The 20,759-nt window shown below is 42.7% G+C and carries 18 protein-coding genes and 2 tRNA genes; 10 read left to right on the forward strand and 10 right to left on the reverse strand.

The features are described from left to right. Positions 1 to 38 precede the first annotated feature (38 nt). Genes IE104_RS05235 through queF form a run of 3 tightly spaced genes read left to right on the forward strand, consistent with a single transcriptional unit; the run spans position 39 to position 2,587 of the window. On the forward strand, positions 39 to 974 hold the full coding sequence (locus IE104_RS05235; RefSeq protein ID WP_189416481.1) for an ABC transporter ATP-binding protein: 936 nt from the start codon (positions 39 to 41) through the stop codon (positions 972 to 974). Between the two features lies 1 nt (position 975). Then, positions 976 to 1,749 carry an ABC transporter permease gene (locus IE104_RS05240; RefSeq protein ID WP_189416482.1) on the forward strand — a complete coding sequence of 258 codons (774 nt, stop codon included), beginning with the start codon at positions 976 to 978 and terminating at the stop codon, positions 1,747 to 1,749. 10 nt (positions 1,750 to 1,759) lie between these two features. Beyond that, complete coding sequence (queF, locus tag IE104_RS05245; protein WP_189416484.1) at positions 1,760 to 2,587, forward strand: NADPH-dependent 7-cyano-7-deazaguanine reductase QueF; 828 nt, start codon at positions 1,760 to 1,762, stop codon at positions 2,585 to 2,587. Positions 2,588 to 2,589: 2 nt separating this feature from the next. On the opposite strand, the gene IE104_RS05250 is transcribed toward queF, so the two are convergent. Together IE104_RS05250 and IE104_RS05255 are read right to left on the reverse strand one after the other, a co-directional pair. Beyond that, complete coding sequence (locus IE104_RS05250; protein ID WP_189416485.1) at positions 2,590 to 3,972, reverse strand: adenylate/guanylate cyclase domain-containing protein; 1,383 nt, start codon at positions 3,970 to 3,972, stop codon at positions 2,590 to 2,592. A 192-nt stretch (positions 3,973 to 4,164) separates the two neighbouring features. Further along, a complete protein-coding gene (locus tag IE104_RS05255) occupies positions 4,165 to 5,415 on the reverse strand; it encodes a hypothetical protein (RefSeq protein WP_189416487.1) in 1,251 nt (416 codons plus the stop codon). A 133-nt stretch (positions 5,416 to 5,548) separates the two neighbouring features. On the opposite strand from IE104_RS05255, the gene IE104_RS05260 reads away from it, so the two are divergent. Both IE104_RS05260 and IE104_RS05265 read left to right on the forward strand, forming a co-directional pair. Beyond that, the gene (locus IE104_RS05260; RefSeq protein WP_189416488.1) at positions 5,549 to 6,112 is read left to right on the forward strand and encodes a nitroreductase family protein; all 564 of its coding nucleotides are present in this window, start codon (positions 5,549 to 5,551) and stop codon (positions 6,110 to 6,112) included. A 197-nt stretch (positions 6,113 to 6,309) separates the two neighbouring features. Further along, positions 6,310 to 6,397 (forward strand) — tRNA-Ser (locus IE104_RS05265). A gap of 22 nt (positions 6,398 to 6,419) precedes the next feature. Here the strand turns inward: IE104_RS05265 and IE104_RS05270 are convergent. From IE104_RS05270 to IE104_RS05280, 3 genes are all read right to left on the reverse strand, one after another. Next, positions 6,420 to 8,735, reverse strand: a complete 2,316-nt coding sequence (locus tag IE104_RS05270) for an ATP-dependent DNA helicase (protein ID WP_189416490.1) — start codon at positions 8,733 to 8,735, stop codon at positions 6,420 to 6,422. Further along, positions 8,719 to 10,368, reverse strand: coding sequence for a VRR-NUC domain-containing protein (locus IE104_RS05275; RefSeq protein ID WP_189416491.1), 1,650 nt, complete (start codon positions 10,366 to 10,368; stop codon positions 8,719 to 8,721). The genes IE104_RS05270 and IE104_RS05275 overlap by 17 nt, the downstream gene beginning before the upstream one ends. A 162-nt stretch (positions 10,369 to 10,530) precedes the next feature. Continuing rightward, entirely contained in the window at positions 10,531 to 10,947 is a 417-nt protein-coding gene (locus tag IE104_RS05280) for a PRC-barrel domain-containing protein (protein WP_189416492.1), read from the reverse strand. Positions 10,948 to 11,204: 257 nt separating this feature from the next. Here IE104_RS05280 and IE104_RS05285 point away from each other — a divergent pair, with 257 nt between their 5' ends. The 4 genes from IE104_RS05285 to IE104_RS05300 all read left to right on the forward strand — a co-directional run bounded on the left by IE104_RS05285 (position 11,205) and on the right by IE104_RS05300 (position 14,022). Further along, positions 11,205 to 11,381, forward strand: coding sequence for a con-10 family general stress protein (locus IE104_RS05285; RefSeq protein ID WP_189416493.1), 177 nt, complete (start codon positions 11,205 to 11,207; stop codon positions 11,379 to 11,381). 78 nt (positions 11,382 to 11,459) lie between these two features. Next, positions 11,460 to 12,605 (forward strand): PA0069 family radical SAM protein, encoded by a 1,146-nt coding sequence (locus tag IE104_RS05290; RefSeq protein ID WP_189416495.1) that lies wholly within the window; start codon positions 11,460 to 11,462, stop codon positions 12,603 to 12,605. 182 nt (positions 12,606 to 12,787) lie between these two features. Further along, positions 12,788 to 12,864 (forward strand) — tRNA-Arg (locus tag IE104_RS05295). Between the two features lie 738 nt (positions 12,865 to 13,602). Then, positions 13,603 to 14,022 carry a hypothetical protein gene (locus tag IE104_RS05300; RefSeq protein WP_189416497.1) on the forward strand — a complete coding sequence of 140 codons (420 nt, stop codon included), beginning with the start codon at positions 13,603 to 13,605 and terminating at the stop codon, positions 14,020 to 14,022. Between the two features lie 206 nt (positions 14,023 to 14,228). Here the strand turns inward: IE104_RS05300 and IE104_RS05305 are convergent, their stop codons facing one another. The 4 genes from IE104_RS05305 to fnr all read right to left on the reverse strand — a co-directional run bounded on the left by IE104_RS05305 (position 14,229) and on the right by fnr (position 17,682). Continuing rightward, a complete protein-coding gene (locus tag IE104_RS05305) occupies positions 14,229 to 15,818 on the reverse strand; it encodes a protein kinase domain-containing protein (protein WP_189416498.1) in 1,590 nt (529 codons plus the stop codon). 128 nt (positions 15,819 to 15,946) lie between these two features. Then, a complete protein-coding gene (locus IE104_RS05310; protein ID WP_189416500.1) occupies positions 15,947 to 16,333 on the reverse strand; it encodes a SirB2 family protein in 387 nt (128 codons plus the stop codon). 9 nt (positions 16,334 to 16,342) lie between these two features. Further along, positions 16,343 to 16,924 carry a DUF4202 domain-containing protein gene (locus tag IE104_RS05315; protein ID WP_189416501.1) on the reverse strand — a complete coding sequence of 194 codons (582 nt, stop codon included), beginning with the start codon at positions 16,922 to 16,924 and terminating at the stop codon, positions 16,343 to 16,345. Between the two features lie 2 nt (positions 16,925 to 16,926). Continuing rightward, a complete protein-coding gene (gene fnr / locus IE104_RS05320) occupies positions 16,927 to 17,682 on the reverse strand; it encodes a fumarate/nitrate reduction transcriptional regulator Fnr (protein ID WP_189416502.1) in 756 nt (251 codons plus the stop codon). A gap of 462 nt (positions 17,683 to 18,144) precedes the next feature. On the opposite strand from fnr, the gene IE104_RS05325 reads away from it, so the two are divergent. After that, a complete protein-coding gene (locus tag IE104_RS05325; RefSeq protein WP_189416505.1) occupies positions 18,145 to 18,351 on the forward strand; it encodes a cold-shock protein in 207 nt (68 codons plus the stop codon). A 173-nt stretch (positions 18,352 to 18,524) separates the two neighbouring features. On the opposite strand, the gene IE104_RS05330 is transcribed toward IE104_RS05325, so the two are convergent. Next, positions 18,525 to 20,684, reverse strand: coding sequence for an FG-GAP repeat protein (locus IE104_RS05330; RefSeq protein WP_189416506.1), 2,160 nt, complete (start codon positions 20,682 to 20,684; stop codon positions 18,525 to 18,527). Positions 20,685 to 20,759 lie beyond the last annotated feature (75 nt).

Genomic DNA, 20,759 nt, shown 5'->3' on the forward strand with positions numbered 1-20,759 from the left:
AGTTCTATTGAATACACATTCATTGAAAAAGAGGCGCTATGTCTGCAGCACTTTCAATTCGAAATCTCACCAAGGTTTACAACAATAAATTTGAAGCATTAAAAGGCATTTCTTTAGATGTTATGCCAGGTGATTTTTTTGCAGTGCTGGGGCCTAACGGTGCCGGCAAGTCTACCACAATCGGCATCATCAGTTCGCTAGTGCGTAAAACGGCGGGTGATGTAGAAATTTTTGGAGTCAATATAGATACAGATTTCTCGCAAGCCAAAAAATATTTGGGCGTTGTGCCGCAAGAATTTAATTTCAATTTGTTCGAAAAAGTAGAAGATATTGTATTGCAGCAGGCTGGTTACTACGGTTTGCCGCGTGATTATGCAAAAAGCCAAACAGAAAAATATCTCAAAAAACTTAACTTATGGGATAAACGTAGCACGCCAGCAAGAATGCTTTCTGGTGGGATGAAGCGCCGGTTAATGATTGCTCGGGCACTGGTTCATGAACCGAGGTTGTTAATTCTTGATGAGCCTACCGCAGGTGTCGATATTGAATTGCGTCGTTCCATGTGGGATTTTTTGCGAGAAATTAATGAAGCAGGCACGACGATTATATTGACCACTCATTATCTTGAGGAGGCTGAAAGCCTGTGTCGTAATGTGGCGATTATCGATAAGGGTTTGCTGGTTAAAAATACCAGCGTCAAAAACTTACTCCAAGGGTTGAATAAAGAAGTTTTTATTTTTGATGCTGCTGCGGATTTGCCGGAACAATTTTCAATTTCTGGTTTTGATGTTCAAAAAATAGATAATCACTCGTTTGAGGTTGAAGTTGAAAAAGGCCAATCGCTAAATCAGGTATTTTCTGCCTTGAGTGAACAAAAAATTTCCATTATCAGCATGCGCAACAAGGCCAATCGTTTGGAAGAAATGTTTGTATCCATGATCGCCCAATCGGCAGCTAATGGTGGAGGGCAATAAGATGGAATACAAAGAACAGTGGATTGCTTTTACGACAATTTTGCGTAAAGAAATAAAGCGCTTTACCCGTATTTGGGTCCAAACACTTTTGCCGCCGGTTATTACCATGGCATTGTATTTTGTGATTTTCGGAAAGCTAATCGGTAGCCGCATTGGGGATATGGGCGGCTTTAGTTATATTCAATTTGTGGCACCTGGTTTGATCATGATGGCGGTGTTAACCAACGCTTATTCAAATGTTGTGTCCTCCTTTTTTAGTGCGAAGTTTCAGCGCAGTGTAGAAGAAGTTCTGGTGTCACCTACACCTAATTATGTGATCCTGCTTGGCTATACCATGGGTGGTGTTGCGCGCGGATTGTGCGTTGGCTTGCTTGTGACTGTTATGTCATTAGTTTTTACTGATCTGCACATTTACAGTTGGTCTATCACCATTGCGATAGTTTTGCTTACATCCATGTTGTTCTCACTTGCAGGTTTTATCAACGCTGTCTACGCCAATACATTTGATGATGTCTCCATAGTGCCAACATTTATCCTAACCCCGCTCACATATTTTGGCGGCGTTTTTTATTCAATCAGTTTGCTTCCCGAAATTTGGCAGCATATTTCGCGATTGAATCCTATACTGCATATGGTTAACGCTTTCCGATACGGAATACTCGGCGTAAGTGATATCAACATTGTAAACGCAATTGTTGGTTTGCTTTTAGGAGTAATAGTATTGTTTGTGGTGAGTTTACATTTATTAAAAACTGGTAAGCGTTTGCGCGCTTAATGAGATATTGATGGCACATTCAATTGATTCCAGCCCTTTGGGGCAAAAAAGCTCCTATGTTTCCAGCTACGACGCGAGCTTATTGTTTCCAATTGCGCGCGCTGAGTCTCGAAAGGCGCTTGGGCTCAGCGAGCAGCTGCCATTTTATGGCCACGATATTTGGACGGGATATGAATTGTCCTGGTTGAATTTAAAAGGGAAGCCAGAGGTAGCTGTAGCAGAATTTGTTATTCCTTTTGATAGTCCATGTATTATCGAATCCAAGTCATTTAAGTTGTATTTGAATTCGTTGAATCAAACAAAGTTTTCAGGATTCGATGAAGTTAAAACACTACTGTTAAAAGATTTATCTGCAGCGGCAGGTGCTGATGTAAGTGTAAGTTTGCATCCTTTGCGTGATTCAAACCTGTTGATTGATTTTACCTTTAACGCAACTTGTATTGATGGTTTGGATATCGAAGTTGATGCCTATCATCCACAGCCTGATATTTTGACTGCTGACGCGTCTTGTTCTGTTAAAGAAACGCTCTGCAGTCATTTGCTAAAAAGTAATTGTCCTGTGACTGGCCAGCCTGATTGGGCGAGTGTGATTGTTGAGTATGAAGGGGCAAAAATAAATCACGAAAATCTGCTGCGTTACGTGGTTTCATTTCGTGAGCATCAAGACTTTCATGAGCATTGTGTTGAACGAATATTTACGGATATTCTGGCGCAGTGCAAACCTGAGTTTTTAAGTGTATATGCGCGTTATACGCGTCGTGGTGGTTTGGATATTAATCCCTTCAGGTCATCAGAAAAAGGTGCCAAGCCAGCGGTAGGTCGATTGCTAAGGCAATGACCTTAAATGATTACTTTATCGCGTAATCTGCTAGCGGCTTTTTCCAAAGACTCGATAACTTTTTCTTTATCGTAATTACGCACTTTATCCATGTCCAAATACATGGAGAATCCTTCAGCACGATCTTCAAAATAACTTTGGTTTTTGCCCAAATCTTTGCGCAGGTCTGCAACCTGGTAAACCTTAATCGGCTGTGCAAAACCTTTCACCTGAATTTCGCCTTTGTCACGGCACATGATAGTGTCTTTACAAAGTGACCAGGTTTCATGAGAAATTAAAATTTCATCAGGTTCTGCTGCTGACTCTAATCTGCTCGCCAGATTCACCTGAGTGCCCAGTACTGTGTAGTCCAGATGGCTTGATGTACCGAATGTGCCAACGGTGCAGTAGCCGGTGTTAATTCCCATGCGTATTTGCAGCGGCTTTTTAATGCCCTGGTTGAACCACTCTAATTGCAGAGAGCGCATTTTCTTTTTCATGGCAACAGCCATGGATACACAGCGAACACAATCTGCTTTCACGCCCTGGCTATTACTATCACCAAAGAGCACCATAATCGCGTCACCCATGAATTTATCAATAGTACCTCCGTGTTGGGTGACTATCTTAGACATCTCAGTGAGGTAATGATTGAGTAATTCGTTTAATGCTTCAGCTTCAATCTCTTCCGCGAGTTGGCTAAAGTCTTTGATGTCTGAAAAGAAAATGCTGATTTTTTTACGTTCAGCTTGCAGGGTTTCATCTTTACCTTGGTTAATAGCTTTCCACACCGTGGGCGGAAGATAACGAGACAGCTTGTACGCGCGGATCTTGTGCCACTTCTGTTCGTTTTCCAGTTGTTTTTGTGAAATGGAAAGCTTGTGAAAGCGATTGTGCATATAAACGGCATACACCAGAAAATAGGCGGCAATACCAATGAGGCTGGAAAGGCTTATTTCAATACTGGTTGATAAGACAAAACTAGGCGCATGGAAAATAAAACTTACTAGAATCCCCACCGCAAATGCGGAGTTATCTTCCATTAACTTTCTTAGCCCTCCGCTAATTAACGCATTGAACTGAATCATGGTTAAAAAAAGTACGCAGGGCAAAACGCTGAAATTGGTAAAACTTAAAACCAAACCAATGAGTCCGGCATCAACATAGGATAACCAGCGTGAGCTTTTCGCCAGTGTATCTGCTGCTTGTTTGTGCGTGAAATGATAAGTGCCGTAGGCGTATATCAATAAGGCAACAATAGTTGCGCTATAAAGCGGGCTAACATTTGACCAATTGATGTAGGAAGCTAGAGTCCCCGCGGCCGCAAAGCATATTAGCGTACGAAAATAATACTGTTGCTGAGGTGATTCCGCCTGAAGGGAGGATGTTTCTTGCTTGCTGGTCATTTTTAAGGCCTGGTGAGACGCGTAATTATTTTCTGTTTGGAGTGCTTATAAACCGGTATGACTGATGGCATATTAAACGTTCTTTTGTATTAAATGTCTATTGGATGATCAATGCTAAAATGGCTTACTAAATTCAAATCATTGCAATTAAGGTTATTAAAAACTGAGAGCGCACTTATGGTCTTTCTCAATTTATTGACCTAATTTTAAATCAAGATATTTTTCTTCAAGTTCAGCATATTGTTTTTTAAGCTCGGATAATTCTGATTGCATCTTGGCGGCTTCAGGTTGGGCTGCAACAATGTTAGCGCTGGGTGCCGGTTGACGCATGTTTTGTTTGAGGGAATCATTTTCTTGTTCCAACTCATTGATGCTGCTCACCAAGTCTTTACTTTCCAGCGTAAAGTTATGCAGTGCATTTTTAATTTGTTTATTTTCTTCACTCAGGGCACTGGTTTCATCCAGCGTTTTTTCTTGTAACGAAATTTCTTCATGTGCTTTTGCCAGTTCGTCTTCCAGCAATTGAATGCATGTTTCTGATTCTTGCACGAAGCGAATTTGACGTTGCAGTTGCTGCTGTAATTCCTGGATGATTAATTCTTTTTCTTCAGTGGTACTGGCTTCAACAAGCTTGCGTTGTAAGTCATTTATGATGCGATGCTGATCAGCAGCAACATTACGCAGTTTTACGATCTCCTCTGCCGCACGTGGATCTTGTCGCGTGATGTTAATCGTTTTATGGGTAAATGAATCCGGATTTTGGATTACCTGGGTTATGTTTTGTTGGATGCTATCGTACACCCCGTGATAGCTTTCCAAAACATCATTGAATGCTGCGCGGTCGCTAACTCCATCAGAAAGAACTAGTAGTTGGGCGTAATAATCCTGGGCATTTGCTTGTGCTGCGGCCCATTGCTTTTCCATATCGAAAAACAAACGTTTAAATTTCTCGAGATTTTCGATGCGCTTTTTGGCCGTTTCTAACTCTTCGCTAGAGTTGTCTGCTTGGTGACCCGCCAGTAAAGGTTCTAAAGCTTGTAAAAAGATGCTCCAGTATTCTGCTGTTCCCCGGTCTTCAGTGGTGCCCAATTCTTCCGCACGTAAAAAGGCGTAACGCAAGGCTAAAATTCGTTGCATTAATGAGCTGTCTGCAGGTAGCTCCAGGGCTATATCACCGTCGGGCGCATGGATGGAAAATTCAGCCGCGGTAGCGTCTAACTCTTCATTTAAATAGGACTTGTAGTTTCCTGAGGCTGGTAGGGATGGCGTTGGGACTTCTGCTTGGGGGCTTTGTTGAGCTTTCAGGAGCTCTAATAGCTTTTCCTGTTGGCGGCGAACCAGCGACTTGAGTTTGCGCGAATGAAAGAAAAAAAACACAGTACACAACAAGAGTACTATGTTAATTTCTGCCACGACGATAATAAGGGCGTTGGGTACCTGCATGGGTTTGACTCGTTATTGGGTTCGCGCTGTTAGGAGCGTCTCTGCCTGCAAGCCTTTATTATGGTACAGAGTTTGCGGATATACGAATTTCAATGTTTATTAAATCTGGTGATAAGCCGGATAAGAGGTGTTAGTGGACGCATTACAGCTTTTGCAGAACAGGGTATCTATAACCAAATTGGTAGCGCCAGCTCCCGATGAAGGGCAGTTATTGGAGATATTTAAAGCTGCCACCCGGGCTCCAGACCACGGCAAATTACAACCTTGGCGCTTTTTGGTTATCGAAGGTGATGGTTTAAACGATTTAAGCTCGGTATTAGTGAATGCCTTGGTTGCCGCAAATCCTGAGATTTCTCCCTCGATTGTCGAAAAGACCAAAAATATGCCTTTCCGGGCACCGATGATTATTATCTCAATCGCTAAATGTCAGGATCATCCTAAGGTCCCCAAGCAAGAGCAGCTTCTTGCCTGCGGTGCTGCGACCCAGAATATCCTGAACGCGCTTTTTAGCCTTAATTTTGGTGCAGTGTGGCGAACAGGTGATTTAGCTTATGACGCAAATGTCAAACAAGCATTGGGTTTGGAAGGATTGGAGGAGATCATTGGCTTTATTTACGTAGGGACTCCCGCAGCCGATATTCCTGCGGCCCCGGAAACAGATGTGACCAGATTTTTTGCTAAATGGCCTGACAAATAATATTGCCTTTTAGTGTGTCCTTGTGTACATTTGCGCCCCCTTACATAGGGTCTGAAGATGATTGCTATGTGAAGATTAGTGATATGTCCGAGTGGCCGAGTCGGAGTTTTACGTAGACAACAGCCGAAGGCTGATAACGAGCACGCAGGCGTGCTGTTAAAAACACGGTATTGAATTTAGTTTAAAAAGTTTTAATTGGTGAGATGTCCGAGTGGCCGAAGGAGCACGCCTGGAAAGTGTGTATATCGCAAGGTATCGAGGGTTCGACTCCCTCTCTCACCGCCATATAAAAGAAACCCCGGATTGTTTAAGACATCCGGGGTTTTTCATTTGTGAGCTTCACATTTTCACTACTGATGTTCCACCAATCAGGTAATAATTTCCTGATATCGCTCTGTTGAAAGCGTTCATCTAAAAGCCATAGATAACCTGTATCGGTTTTGGTGCGAATAACTCGCCCCGCAGCTTGAATGACTTTTTGAATGCCGGGGTAGGTGTAAGTAAAATCATAGCCGCGCTGAAATTTTGTTTGCATAACATTGCGTAGATGTTCTGTTACAGGATTCATTTGTGGTAACCCCAAGGTCGCTATAAACACCCCCTTTAATGCATCACCAGCAAGATCAATACCTTCGCTAAAAGCCCCTCCTAATACCGCGAGTCCTAATACATTATTGTGCTGATTGAACTGCTCGATAAATTCTTGTCTTTCGGATTCATTCATTTGCCGCGATTGGGCAACTATTTTAATGTGTTGATTTGCAAGTTTGAACTGCAAGCGCTCTTCAACTTTTTGTAGAAACTCATAACTTGGGAAGAACGCAATTGCGTTGCCTGGATTATCTGTAAGTTGTTCGCAAATTAAATTGCAAATAGGTTCTATAGCAGCAAGCCGATCTTTGAACCGGGTTGATAAGTTGCGTGCGAGTTTGACAGTTAATTGATCACGATGAAAAGGTGAGGGGACTTTAATGTGCACGCAATCATCTGGCAGCCCTAACAGGGATTGGTAGTAATGAGCTGGGTGCAAGGTTGCAGAAAAAAAACAGGCACCTTGCGCATATTCTGTACGTTGTGCCAGCAAGCGTGCCGGTATCAAGTTTCTTACGGTCAATATTTCTGCTTTTGTGTTTAGGGATTGCAAATCAATACAAAAGTCGTCGCCAATAGCCTCAAGTACTTTTTGAAACTGAAGTGCAGCAAAAAAGAATTCATGTGCTAGTGTGCGTTGAATGGGGTGCTCAGGGTTTTGTTGAAGTAACTCAATATATTTATTGGTGAATTCCAACAAGGCTAAACTGAATTTTTCCGGTAGTGCCGGGATGATAGCCAGATTCTGATGGCCGAACTCATTAATTAGTTTTAACCAAATTTTATTGATGGTGTTTAATGGATTTTTAATTGAGGCAGGGGCAGATTTTTTGGCGCTGAGCAGTTGCTTGCGATCTAACTCACCTGAGTACATTTGACGGCCGCGATCAATCAGGTTGTGGCTTTCATCAACTAATAAATAAGGCCGCCAATTAAATTCCTGGGTTAATCCTAACAGCAAAGGGGTTCCGTCAAAATAGTAGTTTACGTCTGCAATTATAATATCGACCCAGCGACTCATCTCTATGCTCAAATAAAAAGGACAGATCTCAAACTCGTGAGCGAGTTCAGCTAATGCATTTTTATGTAAGACAGGATATCCATAGGCCGCCTCCCGAGCTGCCTCCAATTTTTCGTAAAAATTAAATGCGTAAATACAGTCATCACCATTACATTGCTTTTCGGGTTGTAAACAGGATTTTTCTTGCGCAGTTAATTCCAGTGTTCGCAGAGGAATGTTTTGCGAATCGGTGGCTATCAGATGGATGTTCTCCAGCGCCAATTGCTTACCAGTAGTTTTTGCGGTGAGGTAAAAAACTTTATTGACCTCAGTGCGAGTCATTGCTTTGATTGCTGGAAATAATCCAGCCAGCGTTTTACCTGTTCCAGTCGGTGCCTCAGCTAGCACAACTCTGCCAGTGACGGCAGACTTATAAACAGCTTCCGCCATGAGTCGTTGCGAACTATGCATGGTTTCATACGGAAATTGTAGTTGATCAATCCAAGGTTCAAGGCGTTGAAGTCGTAAATTAATTTTGGCATGCCACGCGCAATATTTAGCGGCCAATATTTCGAAGTCATTTTGTAAGTCCTGCGCGCTCCACATTTCTTCAAAACGATACTCTTTCTGATCAGTTAAATTAAAGTAAATGAGAGCAATTTTTATAGAATCACATTTCGACTGCGCACACATCATCCACCCGTAACATTTAGCTTGCGCCCAATGTAGTTGGCGGTGGTTATGAGGAATTTTCTCGACATCACCGTAAAAAGTTTTAATTTCTTCAATACAACCAGTTACTGGTGAATAGCCATCAGCTCTGCCACGAAAAGTGAGATCGTTAAATTGAATACTTAGGCTGATTTCAGTTTGGTAATCATCGGGTCGATTGGCCGTAACTCGTTGGTGTCCCTCTATACCCTCCAGTCCAGTTGGTGATGGGGTGAATTTTCGGTCTATGCTGCCTGTCTTTGCAGCGAATTCTACCAAGGTTTTGACAGCGACAATTTTTGATTTATTGCCAGCTAACATATACCACCTCAGCGGGAATTTTATTTGCAGAGAAAAAGTCGAGCCAGCGTCGTTGATTGTCCTGGATGCGGTCCCCTGGGCCTTTTACCTCCAACATTAAATAGTCATTTTTATCTGGAAAAAATTGAATTAAATCGGGTAAACCGCTGCGATTATTTCGCACGTCAAATAGTATGCGCTTAAAAATTAACGCTAAATGTTGTGCAGGAATAACTTCCAACGCGAGATTCAAGATTTCCTCGTTAAAAAAATGCCAGTTCACAAAGTGGTTGGCCAAACCTTGTTTCATCCTCCACATGTCGCGTATGTGCTGTTTGTGGTAACCATCTTCAAATAAACAAAACAATTCGGTAATGCGTGGCCGTTTAAGTGAGAAGCTTGCTTCGTACATATCCAGCGGCGCTGATTGAAACGGATTGGCAAAGGCTCCGTCCAGGCTGCGGAACATTTCCGGCCATAACCACAATCCAAAAAGACCGGTGAGTAACTGGTTTTCGACATATATACAGGGCGCTTCGGTGGAATGAAAATGCAAGCGCACAATTTCTTCAACGTTTAGTTGCTGCGTGCCGGAAATGTTATAGGGGTTAACTAAAGTCAAAGATCGTTCTGTTACGGATGACGGCGTTTTTTTTGAATAACTTTTCCCTAATTTTTTAGCGAGTCGAAGCGAAATTCGCTCAGCGATTTGCAATTCCTGTTCATCAACAGGAGCTGTGAGTAAGGACTCTAGCATGTCCCATGCTTCCAGGTACTTTTCCTGTTTCTCCAATAATCGTATTTGACGCTCACGTGCAGGCGGCAATTCGCTTTGCCTATATAAGCTGAGAGCTAAATCAACTTGATGCTGTCGTTCAAACTTATACGCAAGTTGGTTGCATAATTTTGATCGCCGGCGTCTTAATGTGTGAGCTTGGATTGAGTCTGGTATTTGCCGGGCAATTTCAACAAGATTCTCGTGTGTACTTGCCAATTCTAATTGTTCACGCAGAATTATCAGGTGCTTATAAAGTTCCAATTCTTCACGAGTTTTAAAAATGCGATGCTGCTCATCAATGGTGTAATTTTCATAACGGAATAAACCAATGTCTTGCAACACAAACTCTGTTAAGTCTTGATGCGAGTTGCCAAAAAATAACAATAGAAAATTATCAATGATATGTTGGGTCTTTAAGCAATAAACCAGACCAAGTTGTTTATTGGTCCATTGCTGCCATTCTTTCGTTGAGGGATAAAGGTGTGCTAGTTGGTCGATTAAATTACTTTTTCGTTCCGACTTGCTGTTGACGGAAAAAGCCTCAACAAGCTCAGCTTTTGTTAATAGATGTGCAACTTCATGAAATGACAAAAGTACTTGTATATCTATAAATCCACATTCAATTAAATATTTCGCTGCATCTTCAAGAGAATTTATTTCAGGGTAATTGATTTTATCCGCGCGAAAAAAGGGACCTTTACGGCTGGATAAACGGACAAACAAGCATTGACTATGAAGAGGAAGGTGTTGAAAAGTGTCGGCAAAGTCTCGCTCTTCTTGAGTCAGAAGATCTTCGTAGCGTACGGCAACCCAATCCACAAGGAACGTAAAATTGGAGAGGTAGTAGGTTGGTGGCAAATCAGGAGTGGCGTTCATTGGCGGCAATCGCATTGGCTGGGCAATGGATTATATTGTACTGGTTATAGATACAGTTTGCGAGTGCTTGCTATATGGTTGAGGAAAATTAAAGCTCAATAAAAAAGCCATATCTTTTGATATGGCTTTTGGGTGTTAGCGTCAGTTCAATATGGTGACACTTTAGTGTTGACGGCTGCTAAACGGTTCTACTGAATAGAAATTATGAATGCTATCTGACCATGATGTGTCAGCCATGTCTGGCCAATCATCTTTGTCAAACCCAGGCGCATTTTGTAAGCGTTCTTTGCTGACGTCTAAAATAAATCTTTTGTTTTCCGTGTCCAACTTTAATGCTTTCCAGGGCACGGCAAAAAGTTTTTCGCCTAGTCCTAAAATTCCGCCAAATGAAAGCACTGCGTATGCAATTTTTCCGCTAGCGACGTCGAGCATAATTTCTTTGATGTCACCAAGGTCTTCATCATAGGTGTTGTAAACATCGTTGCCGTTTAATGTGTCAGCGCCCATCAAGCGTGGGCCTGGGCCAGCATGATGTTTATGCTTATACATGCCATAGGTATCTCGAGTTTCGTAGTTCATATCGTATCTCCGAATGGTTAACCTAAGTAAATATTGCGTGCAGTATATGTTTACTACGCTATTCACTTTAATAACTTTTCGGTTTTTATATCTGTACGGAAGCGCACAAGAATTTTTAGTTATTATTTTTTGAAATACATGCGATAAGTGGCGACATGGTAGATGGTTAAACTGCGTACCGATTTTTTGTTTTAAATTTATATACATTAATTGAAGCGATTAATTTTTTATTTACCTTACAGAACGAGGATTGAAAAATGGTCAGTAAAAAATCTGGTAAAAATTTCTCAGAAAATTCTGAACGAATTACTGAGGCAGGGAAAAAAGGTTCCGGTGCAATAGGAGGAAATCTAAAAAAAGATCCCGGTCGAGCAGTTGAATCTGGACATAGAAGTCACGAGCAGCGTCGCGGTAGTGGAGACGATAACGCCTAATTGGGGGAGGCTTTTTTGTATTGACCTTTGCTGATGATGCGCCTATTATTTTCTGTATATACATACAGGTTGTGGGTTATGAATAGCGAAGATTATGTCGATGATCCGGATCCCTGGGTTATTGCGCCTGCGCAGCCCATTAAGGGGCGCGGTGCAGTTTCTAACATCGCAGGGCGCTACGAGACAAGAATTAGTGAAGCCATAGATGATGGTTGGTCCCATGAGGAAGAGGCGGTTTTAGCGCCTGTGACCCATGTGACCTATGAAACCGCCAAAACCATTCTGTCTCGCAATCAGTCGCCAGATTTACCTTTCGGTGTGTCCTTAAATCCTTATCGTGGCTGCGAGCATGGCTGTATCTATTGTTTTGCTCGTCCTACCCATTCTTATTTGGGCTTGTCTCCTGGGTTGGATTTTGAAACTCGTCTGTTCGCCAAAATAAATGCTGCCGAGCTATTGCGAACCGAGCTGGCGGCTAACTCCTATATTCCGAACGCTATTGCTTTAGGCGTCAACACAGATGCTTATCAGCCCTGTGAACGCAAGTTTCAGCTTACCCGGGCTGTTTTAGAGGTCCTTCATGAGTGTAATCACCCTGTAGGCTTAATTACAAAATCCTCCGTCATTGAGCGCGACATTGACTTGCTGGCTGACATGGCAAAGAAGCGGCTTGCAGTGGCATCCATCACCATAACGACGCTTGATCACACGATTTCCCGAACCCTGGAGCCCAGGGCGGCATCTCCCACTCGTAGGCTTGAGACGATTCGTCGCTTGGCTCAGGCGGGTATTCCGGTTTCAGTGAGTGTTGCGCCTATTATTCCTTTTGTGACTGACCAAGATATGGAGGGCATCCTTGAGGCTGCCTTTGAAGCTGGCGCAACCTCGGCGGGTTATACAGTGTTGAGGTTGCCTTGGGAGGTGAATCCTTTATTCCAGCAATGGCTGGAGGCCCATTTCCCTGATCGTGCAGAGCGCGTAATGAACCGAATTAGGGATATGCGAGGAGGCAAGGATTATGATTCCACCTTTGGAGCGCGCATGCATGGGGAGGGTTTGTGGGCTGATATGATTCGTCAGCGATTTCATAAGGCGCTTGCGCGTTTGGATATCAATAAGAGTTCGCGTTTCCATTGGCTTGATACTTCCAAATTTCGCAAACCCTTGAGCGTTCCCGCCGATAAAAAGCATGCCCATAGCCAATTGGATTTTTTTAGCAAGTGATAAAAGGATTGGTCAAGTCGTTGGCGGGCTGTTAATGGATAGATAGGTTGCAAAGCATTCAGATTGATTGTTTTATGTATTCAATTGATTTTAAACGGATTAACTTAAAATCCATTTTCACAAAATGTGAAAAAATGCTTGACGATAGGGTGCCCGGCCCATAGAATGCGCGCCTCAACAACGCACTCGTAGCTCAGCTGGATAGAGTACTCGGCTACGAACCGAGCGGTCGGAGGTTCGAATCCTCCCGAGTGCGCCATACAAAGTAAAGGCCTAGCTAATTAGCTAGGCCTTTTTTGTTTGCGAATCTGTTAGAACCTCTTTAATTCCATTCTTTTGGTTGGTTCCTTCTTTAATTAAGCCTATGTAGGGTGTTTTGCATCTAGATTTCTTGCGAGACCATTTAAAATGGTCTGCTGTTTTTTCTCTCTTCTCGATACGCCCCACTTTTAAATAATTTGTTGCATCGAATTTTAAAAATCATTGTTCAAAAATGGTGCGCTCGTGTTCAGCTGGTACCAAGTTGTATTGATTTTTAAACACTTGGCATCGGTATCATTAAAATTTTTCGTAATGCTTGTGCAATATTAATGCGCTTAAAATATTTGCGATGCTGTTCACGCTGTTTTTATTAATAGTCCGTGAATTTTACGAAACTATTTGCAACTATGCTGTCTACTTTCGCGGATATAGAGACAACGTCGTCAGCTTCTTTAATTAAGATAAGTGCTGACGCTTATTGTTGCGAGTTATTTAGATAAATTTGTAATAGCACTAGAAAAATTTAACGCGCATGAATTTTTTAAAGAAAATGTAATTTCATTTGTCGTCTTTTTCTGCATTAATCCTTCAAGTGCATTCATCAATTAATCAAGAGGCTTTGCTTCCATTGGCATGGAGTAGAGTGAATCTTTTATAAATATTTTGCGTATCCGATCGCTTAAAATTACTAACTAATTTGTATCTTTCACTATCTAAAAATTATTTAGAGGTTGCTATGCGTTGGCTTTTTGTCGCTGTTTTTTTTTCAGCATTTAGTTGTTCTGCTTTTTCTCAGGGCGTTAACAATAATATTGTTCTACCTTCTTTAGAATTTAATTGGTTTGTGCCTTCTCTACGAGAGAATGGTGACGTATTACCACTGGCGGAAATAGGTGGTTATGAATTGCGATGGAAGATAAAAGGAACCAAAAATTTTCGTTCAGTAGTTATACGAGGAGGTTCTAATAAGTCCTACATTTTAAAGGGGTTGGTTTTAGGTGCGTATGAGTGCGAAATTGCGACATTTGATGCGGATGGTTTGTATAGCAGATTCGTCCCCATTAAATATAAATTAATATCCATTCCTAAACCCATCCTCAAGCCAACAGTACCCGGTGTTAATAATTGCAACCCTGGGGTGCCATGCAAAATGTAATATAAGCAATTCGATTATTAACGAAGCTAATGGCTAACTTGGGAATAAAATGTTCTAGTGGTGTGTGAAAGTGTTTATGCTGTTAATCCTTGCTTCGAGCATCTCGTGCATAGACATATGAAATCTAAGCGTATGGATTTAATTCGGCAATGATTGGGTTAAGTCTGATGTTTGATTCAGAAGCTAAATTGATAATACGGAGCTAGCTATTTGTTTGTCGTCTTTATCTTTCGGGTAAATAAAACCTTTTCTGCTATGCGTGTGTTTTGCTGATTATAGAAATTTTGCAGTGCTGTCATAGCATGGTCGGCATCGGCATAACGTTTTTGGGGATTGTTTTTCGTCATACGTAAAATTACCAAGCGCAATCCTTGCGGTATGTGTCTTAGTGTCCAAAAATTCTTCCAATTAAATAAGCTGGGCTCTGGCAGCGCACCTGTTAACAATTGAAATAAAATTGCGCCTGCAGCGTAAATATCAGCTTGCACGGATTCGGTTTCATTGGCGGGGCGATACCAGTCATCTTGCTCAGAGTAAGTGTGTGCCGGAAAACCGAAGTCTGTCATTTTAATAAAATTGTTTTCGGCGAATAAAATATTGCTTGGGCGAAGGTTGCCATGAATTATTCCATGCGCATGTGCGCAGGCTAGGGCGGAGCACATTTGTTGAGCCATTAAAATCCATTGTCCTAATGTGAAGGCCTGTGATAAACGGTCTTGTAGGTTTCCTGCAGCTAAATATTCGCTAACAGTAATAAAAACACGCTGGTTTTTGCCCGTGCCATAAACACGCGCTATATGCGGATGCTGGATATGCGTGAGCGTAATATTTATTTTTTCTGCTGTACCTATGTGATCAAGCTTCTGCTTTTTGATTACTAAAAACCGTTTATTTTTTGGATCTTTGGCTAAATAAGTTGCGCCAAAAGGGTTTTCTTTAAGTATATCCAGAAGTTGATAGTTAGAGGGTATGTCATTTTGCGGAGAGTCGTTGCTCCAGCGGTTACTGCGCAAATGTTTGCCTTGTGCAATCAACAACAATTGTTGGCGAATTTCATCGGCACTGGTAGGTCTTTTTTCTGGTGTGGGTTCCAAACAGGAATTGATAAGCGGCTTGAGTGATGCGGAGAATTCGTCATAGTCGCCATTGGGTAAAATAGCTTGCATGGGAAAACATCCGTAAAATAATTGATGCAATACAATTCCTAGTGAATAGATGTCGCTCAGGTGCGATGCCTTGCTGGTGTTTTCGATTTGCTCAGGTGCCATGTAGGCATCAGTGCCCATCACCAGGTTATCATTTTTAATTAAATTGGGTTTTTCATGCTTGGTGAAATAGCCTGCAATACCAAAATCCACTAGGCGTACATGCCCATCGTAATCTACCAAAATATTGCCCGGTTTTATGTCGCGATGAATAATTCCGTTACGATGTGCATAGGCGAGTGCTTTGCAAATTTGTATAGCTATATCAATCTTGCGAGTTGCACTAACATCGTTGCGTTTTAAAACAGCGTTAAGCGTAATGGACTTTACAAAAGGCATAACAAAATACGGGCGGCCTTGGCTGCTCACACCTTGATCTATAACTTGCACTATATTGGGGTGGTTGAGGCTGGCTATTAATTTTGATTCTTGTGCAAATTGACTTTGGATTAACGCATCGTCAATTAGTGAAGCGTCTAAAACTTTGATTGCAACTTGTCGGTCCAGGGATTCTTGAGTGGCCAGGTAGACATTAGCCATTCCGCCAGCACCAAGCGTTGTTTTTATGCGATAGCCTGCAATTGTTTCCACGCGTGTTATTCCCGCAATACGATTAATTGCTTGGAGTATAGTAGCGAATTTTAAAGTGTATGAAATAAAAATGCGCTCACCAGGAGCGCATTGAAGGAAGGCTAAGTCGATATGGAATAAGGGTAGATTTAAAACAGGGCTGCGAAGAAACCTAGCGGGTTTTTGCTTTCTGCAATACTGGCGATAAATGCAAATACCAATAAAGAAACCACCCAAAGGACTTTTCGAACCTGTAATTTGGGATGTTTGAAGGTTAAAACTCCCAAGGCAATGTAAACAATCAGTGCTACTAACTTAACGGCAAGCCAAGGTTGGTCGGCTGGATTTAAATGCAATGTCACGGCCAGGCTAATGCCGCTCACAATCAAAATTAAATTAACAATATGGGGTGCGATCAAAAATATTTTATGCGAGGCTTTGCTTGGTGAGCGCATCATTAGATTGCCGCGAACAAAGAACAATATAAAAGATAGTAGTATGGCAGTAAGGTGCGTATGTTTTAATATTTCGTACATGATATGTCCTTAGGCTTGAAGTGCTTTGGTGATGAGAGCAAGCATTGAATCTGATAAGGGCAATTTTAATGCTGCTGTGTGCCCATTTTCTGACATTTTATTCCAGGTTTTTTGAATGATATCAATCAGCTTGGCCTCATCATGTTTGCTGGCAAAATCTTCCAGATAAAATTCTATGAATACCAGGCAGACCACATCTTCCAGCGCCTGAACTTCGTCGTCTCGTTTTAAGCTGCGTTTTAATAACAAATCCTTCACGCGTTGTACGGTGTCTGCAGAGTAGCCATTTTTAATCAATATTGTACCTGCTGTTTCTCCGTGAAATACCGCTAAATCCAAGCGCCATTTTTTGTAGCCTTGGCGATCCATAGGATAATCGCTGCGTGGAATTTTCCAGCGACAAATGTGTTGGCTGCGCGCGGCTAATTGTAATGCTTCTGATGGGTTTGATAAAAACTTGTGCAGTTGCGCTGTCATGCGCTGCCCATAAATCAATTCTTTTGCGATAGTTTGCCCATTTACAATTTCGGTATTGGGGTCTTCTGCGTTGGCTGCATCAAAATCCGCTAATGTTTTTTCAAGTTGGTTCATACTTAATCGGTACCCTTTGCAATAACTTGGAGGCTATCCATATCGGTAATAACAATTTCTTTTTTATCCACGGCAATCACTTTGTTTTTTTGCAAACGCGTAAAAATACGGCTTACAGTTTCTATGGTTAGGCCCAGAAAGTTGCCTATATCAGTACGCGACATTGGCAAAATAAAATTGTTGGTTGATAAGTTACGACGACCGTTCCGCGCGGAAATGCTTAGCAACAAACTGGCAATTCTTGCTTCGGCGCTACTTTTACCCAGTAGTGTGATGATTTGCTGTTCTTGTGTTATTTCGCGGCTCATCAATTGAAAAAAATGACGCTGCAGAGTGGGAATTTGCAAGCTTAATTCTTCAAGACGGTTAAAGGGAATTTCACACACGGAGGAAGTTTCCAGCGCGATTACCGAGTTGGTGTAAATATCACTGGCAAGGCCATCCAAGCCGACTACCTCACCAGGCAAATAAAATCCTGTTACTTGCTCGTTGCCGGTTTCGCTGATGCTTACCGCTTTTACTGCACCTGAGCGTATCGCATAAACAGAGTCAAAGGTATCTTTAGCGCGATAAAGATATTCGCCTTTTTGTAAAGGTTTACCGCGTTGCACAATATTATTTAATCGATCTATATCATCAAGATGTAAGCTGATAGGTAAGCAAATTGTGTTTAATCGACAGTTGCCACAGCTCACACGCTTGTCGTGAGCGCAATGGGCATCCTGGATTTTTATGTAGGGAGGTTGGATATCATTCATGTGCAAAACTCGCCGTTTGCGAGGGATATAGTGTTAAAGGCGAATTGTTGCAGCTTTGGTATAGACGGTAAATAGTTGATTTTGGTTAGCTCCATAGATATATGCTTGGTGAGCGTGCCGAGGGCATTGTCATCTCACTAATTATTGTGACACCGAGACCTTAAGGTATTGGGTTTGTGATTGCTTTGTACGCTGGATTTGATTTACAGCTTGTGCAATTAAACCTTTACTTACCGGTTTATGGGGAATATAGTTCGTTCGCTGGCCAAATTGCAGCGTGGACAACGGCTTAGGTTTAAGAAGTTGATCCACAATTATTTATGGTAAGTCACATCCGTTGTTCTAGCAGTGCATCTCATTGGTTTCGGCCAATGTTAGGTTAATAGTAACTCGATGCTTCTTCATAAGTAACACCGATCTGTCAGCAACATTTTTTTATTATTAAGATCATCGAGGTTTAAAATGGCTAGAAGCACTGGCACAGTAAAATGGTTCAACGAGTCAAAAGGTTTTGGTTTTATCGCTAGCGAAGCTGGCCAAGACGTTTTTGTACACTACAGCGCAATCAGCGGTTCAGGTTTCAAAACCTTGGCTGAAGGTCAACGTGTAGAGTTTGATGTTAAGCCAGGCCAAAAAGGCCCTCAAGCTGAAAACGTAACTGGTTTGTAATCCTTAGGGATTCAGCTAGAAAAAAGCCGCACATGTTGCGGTTTTTTTACGCCTGCAATTTGTTATAGAGCCAACGTTTTAGCTGGTGACAACTTGTCCTGCGTTAGTAAACGAAAGTTCCGCCCACAAAAAAGCCCGCATCATGCGGGCTTTTTTGTGGGGCAGATTAAGGCTTAATAAACATAGACCGCGCCAGCTGCACCAGCTGAGTTATTTGCTTTATCACCGTTGATGCCTACAGCGTTACTCGATTCTCTATAAGCGCCTATCAGTAAACTCTCGCCCAAGTCATCAAGGTCCAATGACCGAGCGAAACGATCCTGCGCGCCGGTGTTGGGGGATTTCACATAGCTTTTTTGCGCCCATGTGGTTCCTGTCCGCGTAAATACATAGGCTGCACCGGCGTTGGTCGCTGCGGTATCCAGTTGGTCGCCATTAATCCCGGTAGCCTGACTGGAATCAAGCCAGGTTCCTACCGCAAGAATATTACCGTTAGCTGAGAGGGACACCCGATCACCAAACTGGTTACCCGGGATTACTGTAGACGCCTTAATGTAGGTTTGTTGTGTCCAGGTAGCGTCTGATTTGGTGAATATGTAGACCGCGCCTGAATCATAAGCAGCTGTATCTTTAGGATCGTAGGTCCCGACGTCGGGATTGATACCAGCGTTTTTGACGGCGTCACCGGGAGTGCCGACCGCTAAGGTTTTGCCGTCACCTGAAATTGATACTGCCGCGCCAAAGCCTTGGTTCCATTGGTTGTATGAAGGTTTGATTTTTACTGTTTGTTGCCACTTGCTGGCCTCGCGGGCAAAGACGTAAACCCCACCGTTATTAAGTAAACCTATCTGGGTATCGATGGTGATAATGTCATCATTGGCGCTGGAGTCTTTACTGTCTTCCCCAGGTGCACCTACAGCGAGTGAATTGCCGTCATTGGATAATGTAATGGCCGCGCCAAAAAGATCATCTTTGCCTGCATCCGCAGCTTTAACGTAAGCTTCTTCAACCCAGGCACCGTCGTCTTTCAGCTTATAGATGTAAACAGCGCCGGAATTTGGACCACCAGCTTCGCTTGAGCTACTGGAGCTATTACTTGACGAAGACGACGATGAAGAAGTCGAACTGGAGGATGATGAGCTGCTTGTAGAACTGCTGGATGAGAAGTCAATGCATTTAAATGCAGTGGAGCTATTGCTATCCCCAGACGGCGTAACGATCCCGGAGCCGTAAGTATTTTCAGCCGCTGTACCTACAGCTAAAGTCTTACCGTCTCCAGACAGGGCCAAGCTATAACCGAAGGCCATATTTGAGTTGCCGAAATAGTAACCTAGCAGAGGCTTGATATATGCCTGTTGTGTCCATTGAACACCCACACGTTTGAACACATAAACTGCGCCTATATCAGTGTTAGTTGTGCGCGTTACGTAACTTTGGGATGAAGATGAGTTAGCTGCGGCGCTAGACAGGTAGGTATCGTTGTGTGGATCACAGTTAACGCCAATTGAAACGCTGTCTTCATTAATAGCACTTACTGCCAGAGTATTGCCATCGGTGCTAAGCGCAACCTGATAACCAAAACGCGCATTTGGATTTGGGATATTTGCAGTAAAGCCATCACCAGGCTGCTCAGTGTTAGATGCCTTTAAATAAGCTTCCTGCTGCCAATTACCATTTACCTTGGCGAATACATATACAGCGCCGGCAGTAGGGCTGGCGTTACTGGTTTGGTCACCGTTAACGCCTTTGGCATTGCTAGACTCTGCAGGTGCGCCCACAGCCATGGTTTTTCCATCACCAGAAATTACTACGCTCCAACCAAACCAATCATTAGCGTCGGTGTTTGATGCCTTCAAATAGCTAATGGCAGAAACCATAGCGCTATCCACAATTATGGCATTCGAATCCTGACAGCCTGCATTGTTACAGGCTTGAACTTTGTAGCGGCTATTTACCCAGTCGGTTAGATGGACGCTTACCGGGTCTGTAACTGAGTTAGTCGTAAAGTCCGAACCTACTTGCACAAAAGCTGCGTTGCTATCGGCTTTTTTGAGTAGCTTGTAATAGGTTGCACCGCTAACGGCAGTCCAGTCGAATTTAAGGGTTTTGGTACCGCTAGCAGAAACTTTTACGTCGGGCCAGGTGCCGCTACCAGGAGGCGTTACAGGCGTTGAGCTGAATGTGTGGGAGCTAGATGAGCTGCTCGAACTGCTGCTGGTACTCTTATTATCGTTACTGCCACCACCACAGGCGGTGAGTAACAAACTCGAACCTAAAACGGTCAGTAACAGGGTGCTGTATTTCAGCAAACGCGGGATTCTAACGATATTCATTCAGCCATTTTCCTGATGTTTCAACATAGCCGGCGATTCTGTGTGGCGCGGCGCTCGGTGTCAATCTAAACCCTT

The sequence above is a fragment of the Cellvibrio zantedeschiae genome (genome assembly GCF_014652535.1).
GTDB classification, from domain to species: domain Bacteria; phylum Pseudomonadota; class Gammaproteobacteria; order Pseudomonadales; family Cellvibrionaceae; genus Cellvibrio; species Cellvibrio zantedeschiae.

Bases quoted from the DNA above. Each gene is read 5' to 3' on its own strand.
- IE104_RS05325 (WP_189416505.1), top strand. From the start codon at position 18,145: ATGGCTAGAAGCACTGGCACAGTAAAATGGTTCAACGAGTCAAAAGGT.
- queF (WP_189416484.1), top strand. From the start codon at position 1,760: ATGGCACATTCAATTGATTCCAGCCCTTTGGGGCAAAAAAGCTCCTAT.
- IE104_RS05330 (WP_189416506.1), bottom strand. From the start codon at position 20,684: ATGAATATCGTTAGAATCCCGCGTTTGCTGAAATACAGCACCCTGTTA.
- fnr (WP_189416502.1), bottom strand. From the start codon at position 17,682: ATGAATGATATCCAACCTCCCTACATAAAAATCCAGGATGCCCATTGC.
- IE104_RS05300 (WP_189416497.1), top strand. From the start codon at position 13,603: ATGCGTTGGCTTTTTGTCGCTGTTTTTTTTTCAGCATTTAGTTGTTCT.
- IE104_RS05290 (WP_189416495.1), top strand. From the start codon at position 11,460: ATGAATAGCGAAGATTATGTCGATGATCCGGATCCCTGGGTTATTGCG.
- IE104_RS05240 (WP_189416482.1), top strand. From the start codon at position 976: ATGGAATACAAAGAACAGTGGATTGCTTTTACGACAATTTTGCGTAAA.
- IE104_RS05315 (WP_189416501.1), bottom strand. From the start codon at position 16,924: ATGAACCAACTTGAAAAAACATTAGCGGATTTTGATGCAGCCAACGCA.
- IE104_RS05270 (WP_189416490.1), bottom strand. From the start codon at position 8,735: ATGTTAGCTGGCAATAAATCAAAAATTGTCGCTGTCAAAACCTTGGTA.
- IE104_RS05285 (WP_189416493.1), top strand. From the start codon at position 11,205: ATGGTCAGTAAAAAATCTGGTAAAAATTTCTCAGAAAATTCTGAACGA.
- IE104_RS05275 (WP_189416491.1), bottom strand. From the start codon at position 10,368: ATGAACGCCACTCCTGATTTGCCACCAACCTACTACCTCTCCAATTTT.
- IE104_RS05250 (WP_189416485.1), bottom strand. From the start codon at position 3,972: ATGACCAGCAAGCAAGAAACATCCTCCCTTCAGGCGGAATCACCTCAG.
- IE104_RS05310 (WP_189416500.1), bottom strand. From the start codon at position 16,333: ATGTACGAAATATTAAAACATACGCACCTTACTGCCATACTACTATCT.
- IE104_RS05235 (WP_189416481.1), top strand. From the start codon at position 39: ATGTCTGCAGCACTTTCAATTCGAAATCTCACCAAGGTTTACAACAAT.
- IE104_RS05255 (WP_189416487.1), bottom strand. From the start codon at position 5,415: ATGCAGGTACCCAACGCCCTTATTATCGTCGTGGCAGAAATTAACATA.
- IE104_RS05280 (WP_189416492.1), bottom strand. From the start codon at position 10,947: ATGAACTACGAAACTCGAGATACCTATGGCATGTATAAGCATAAACAT.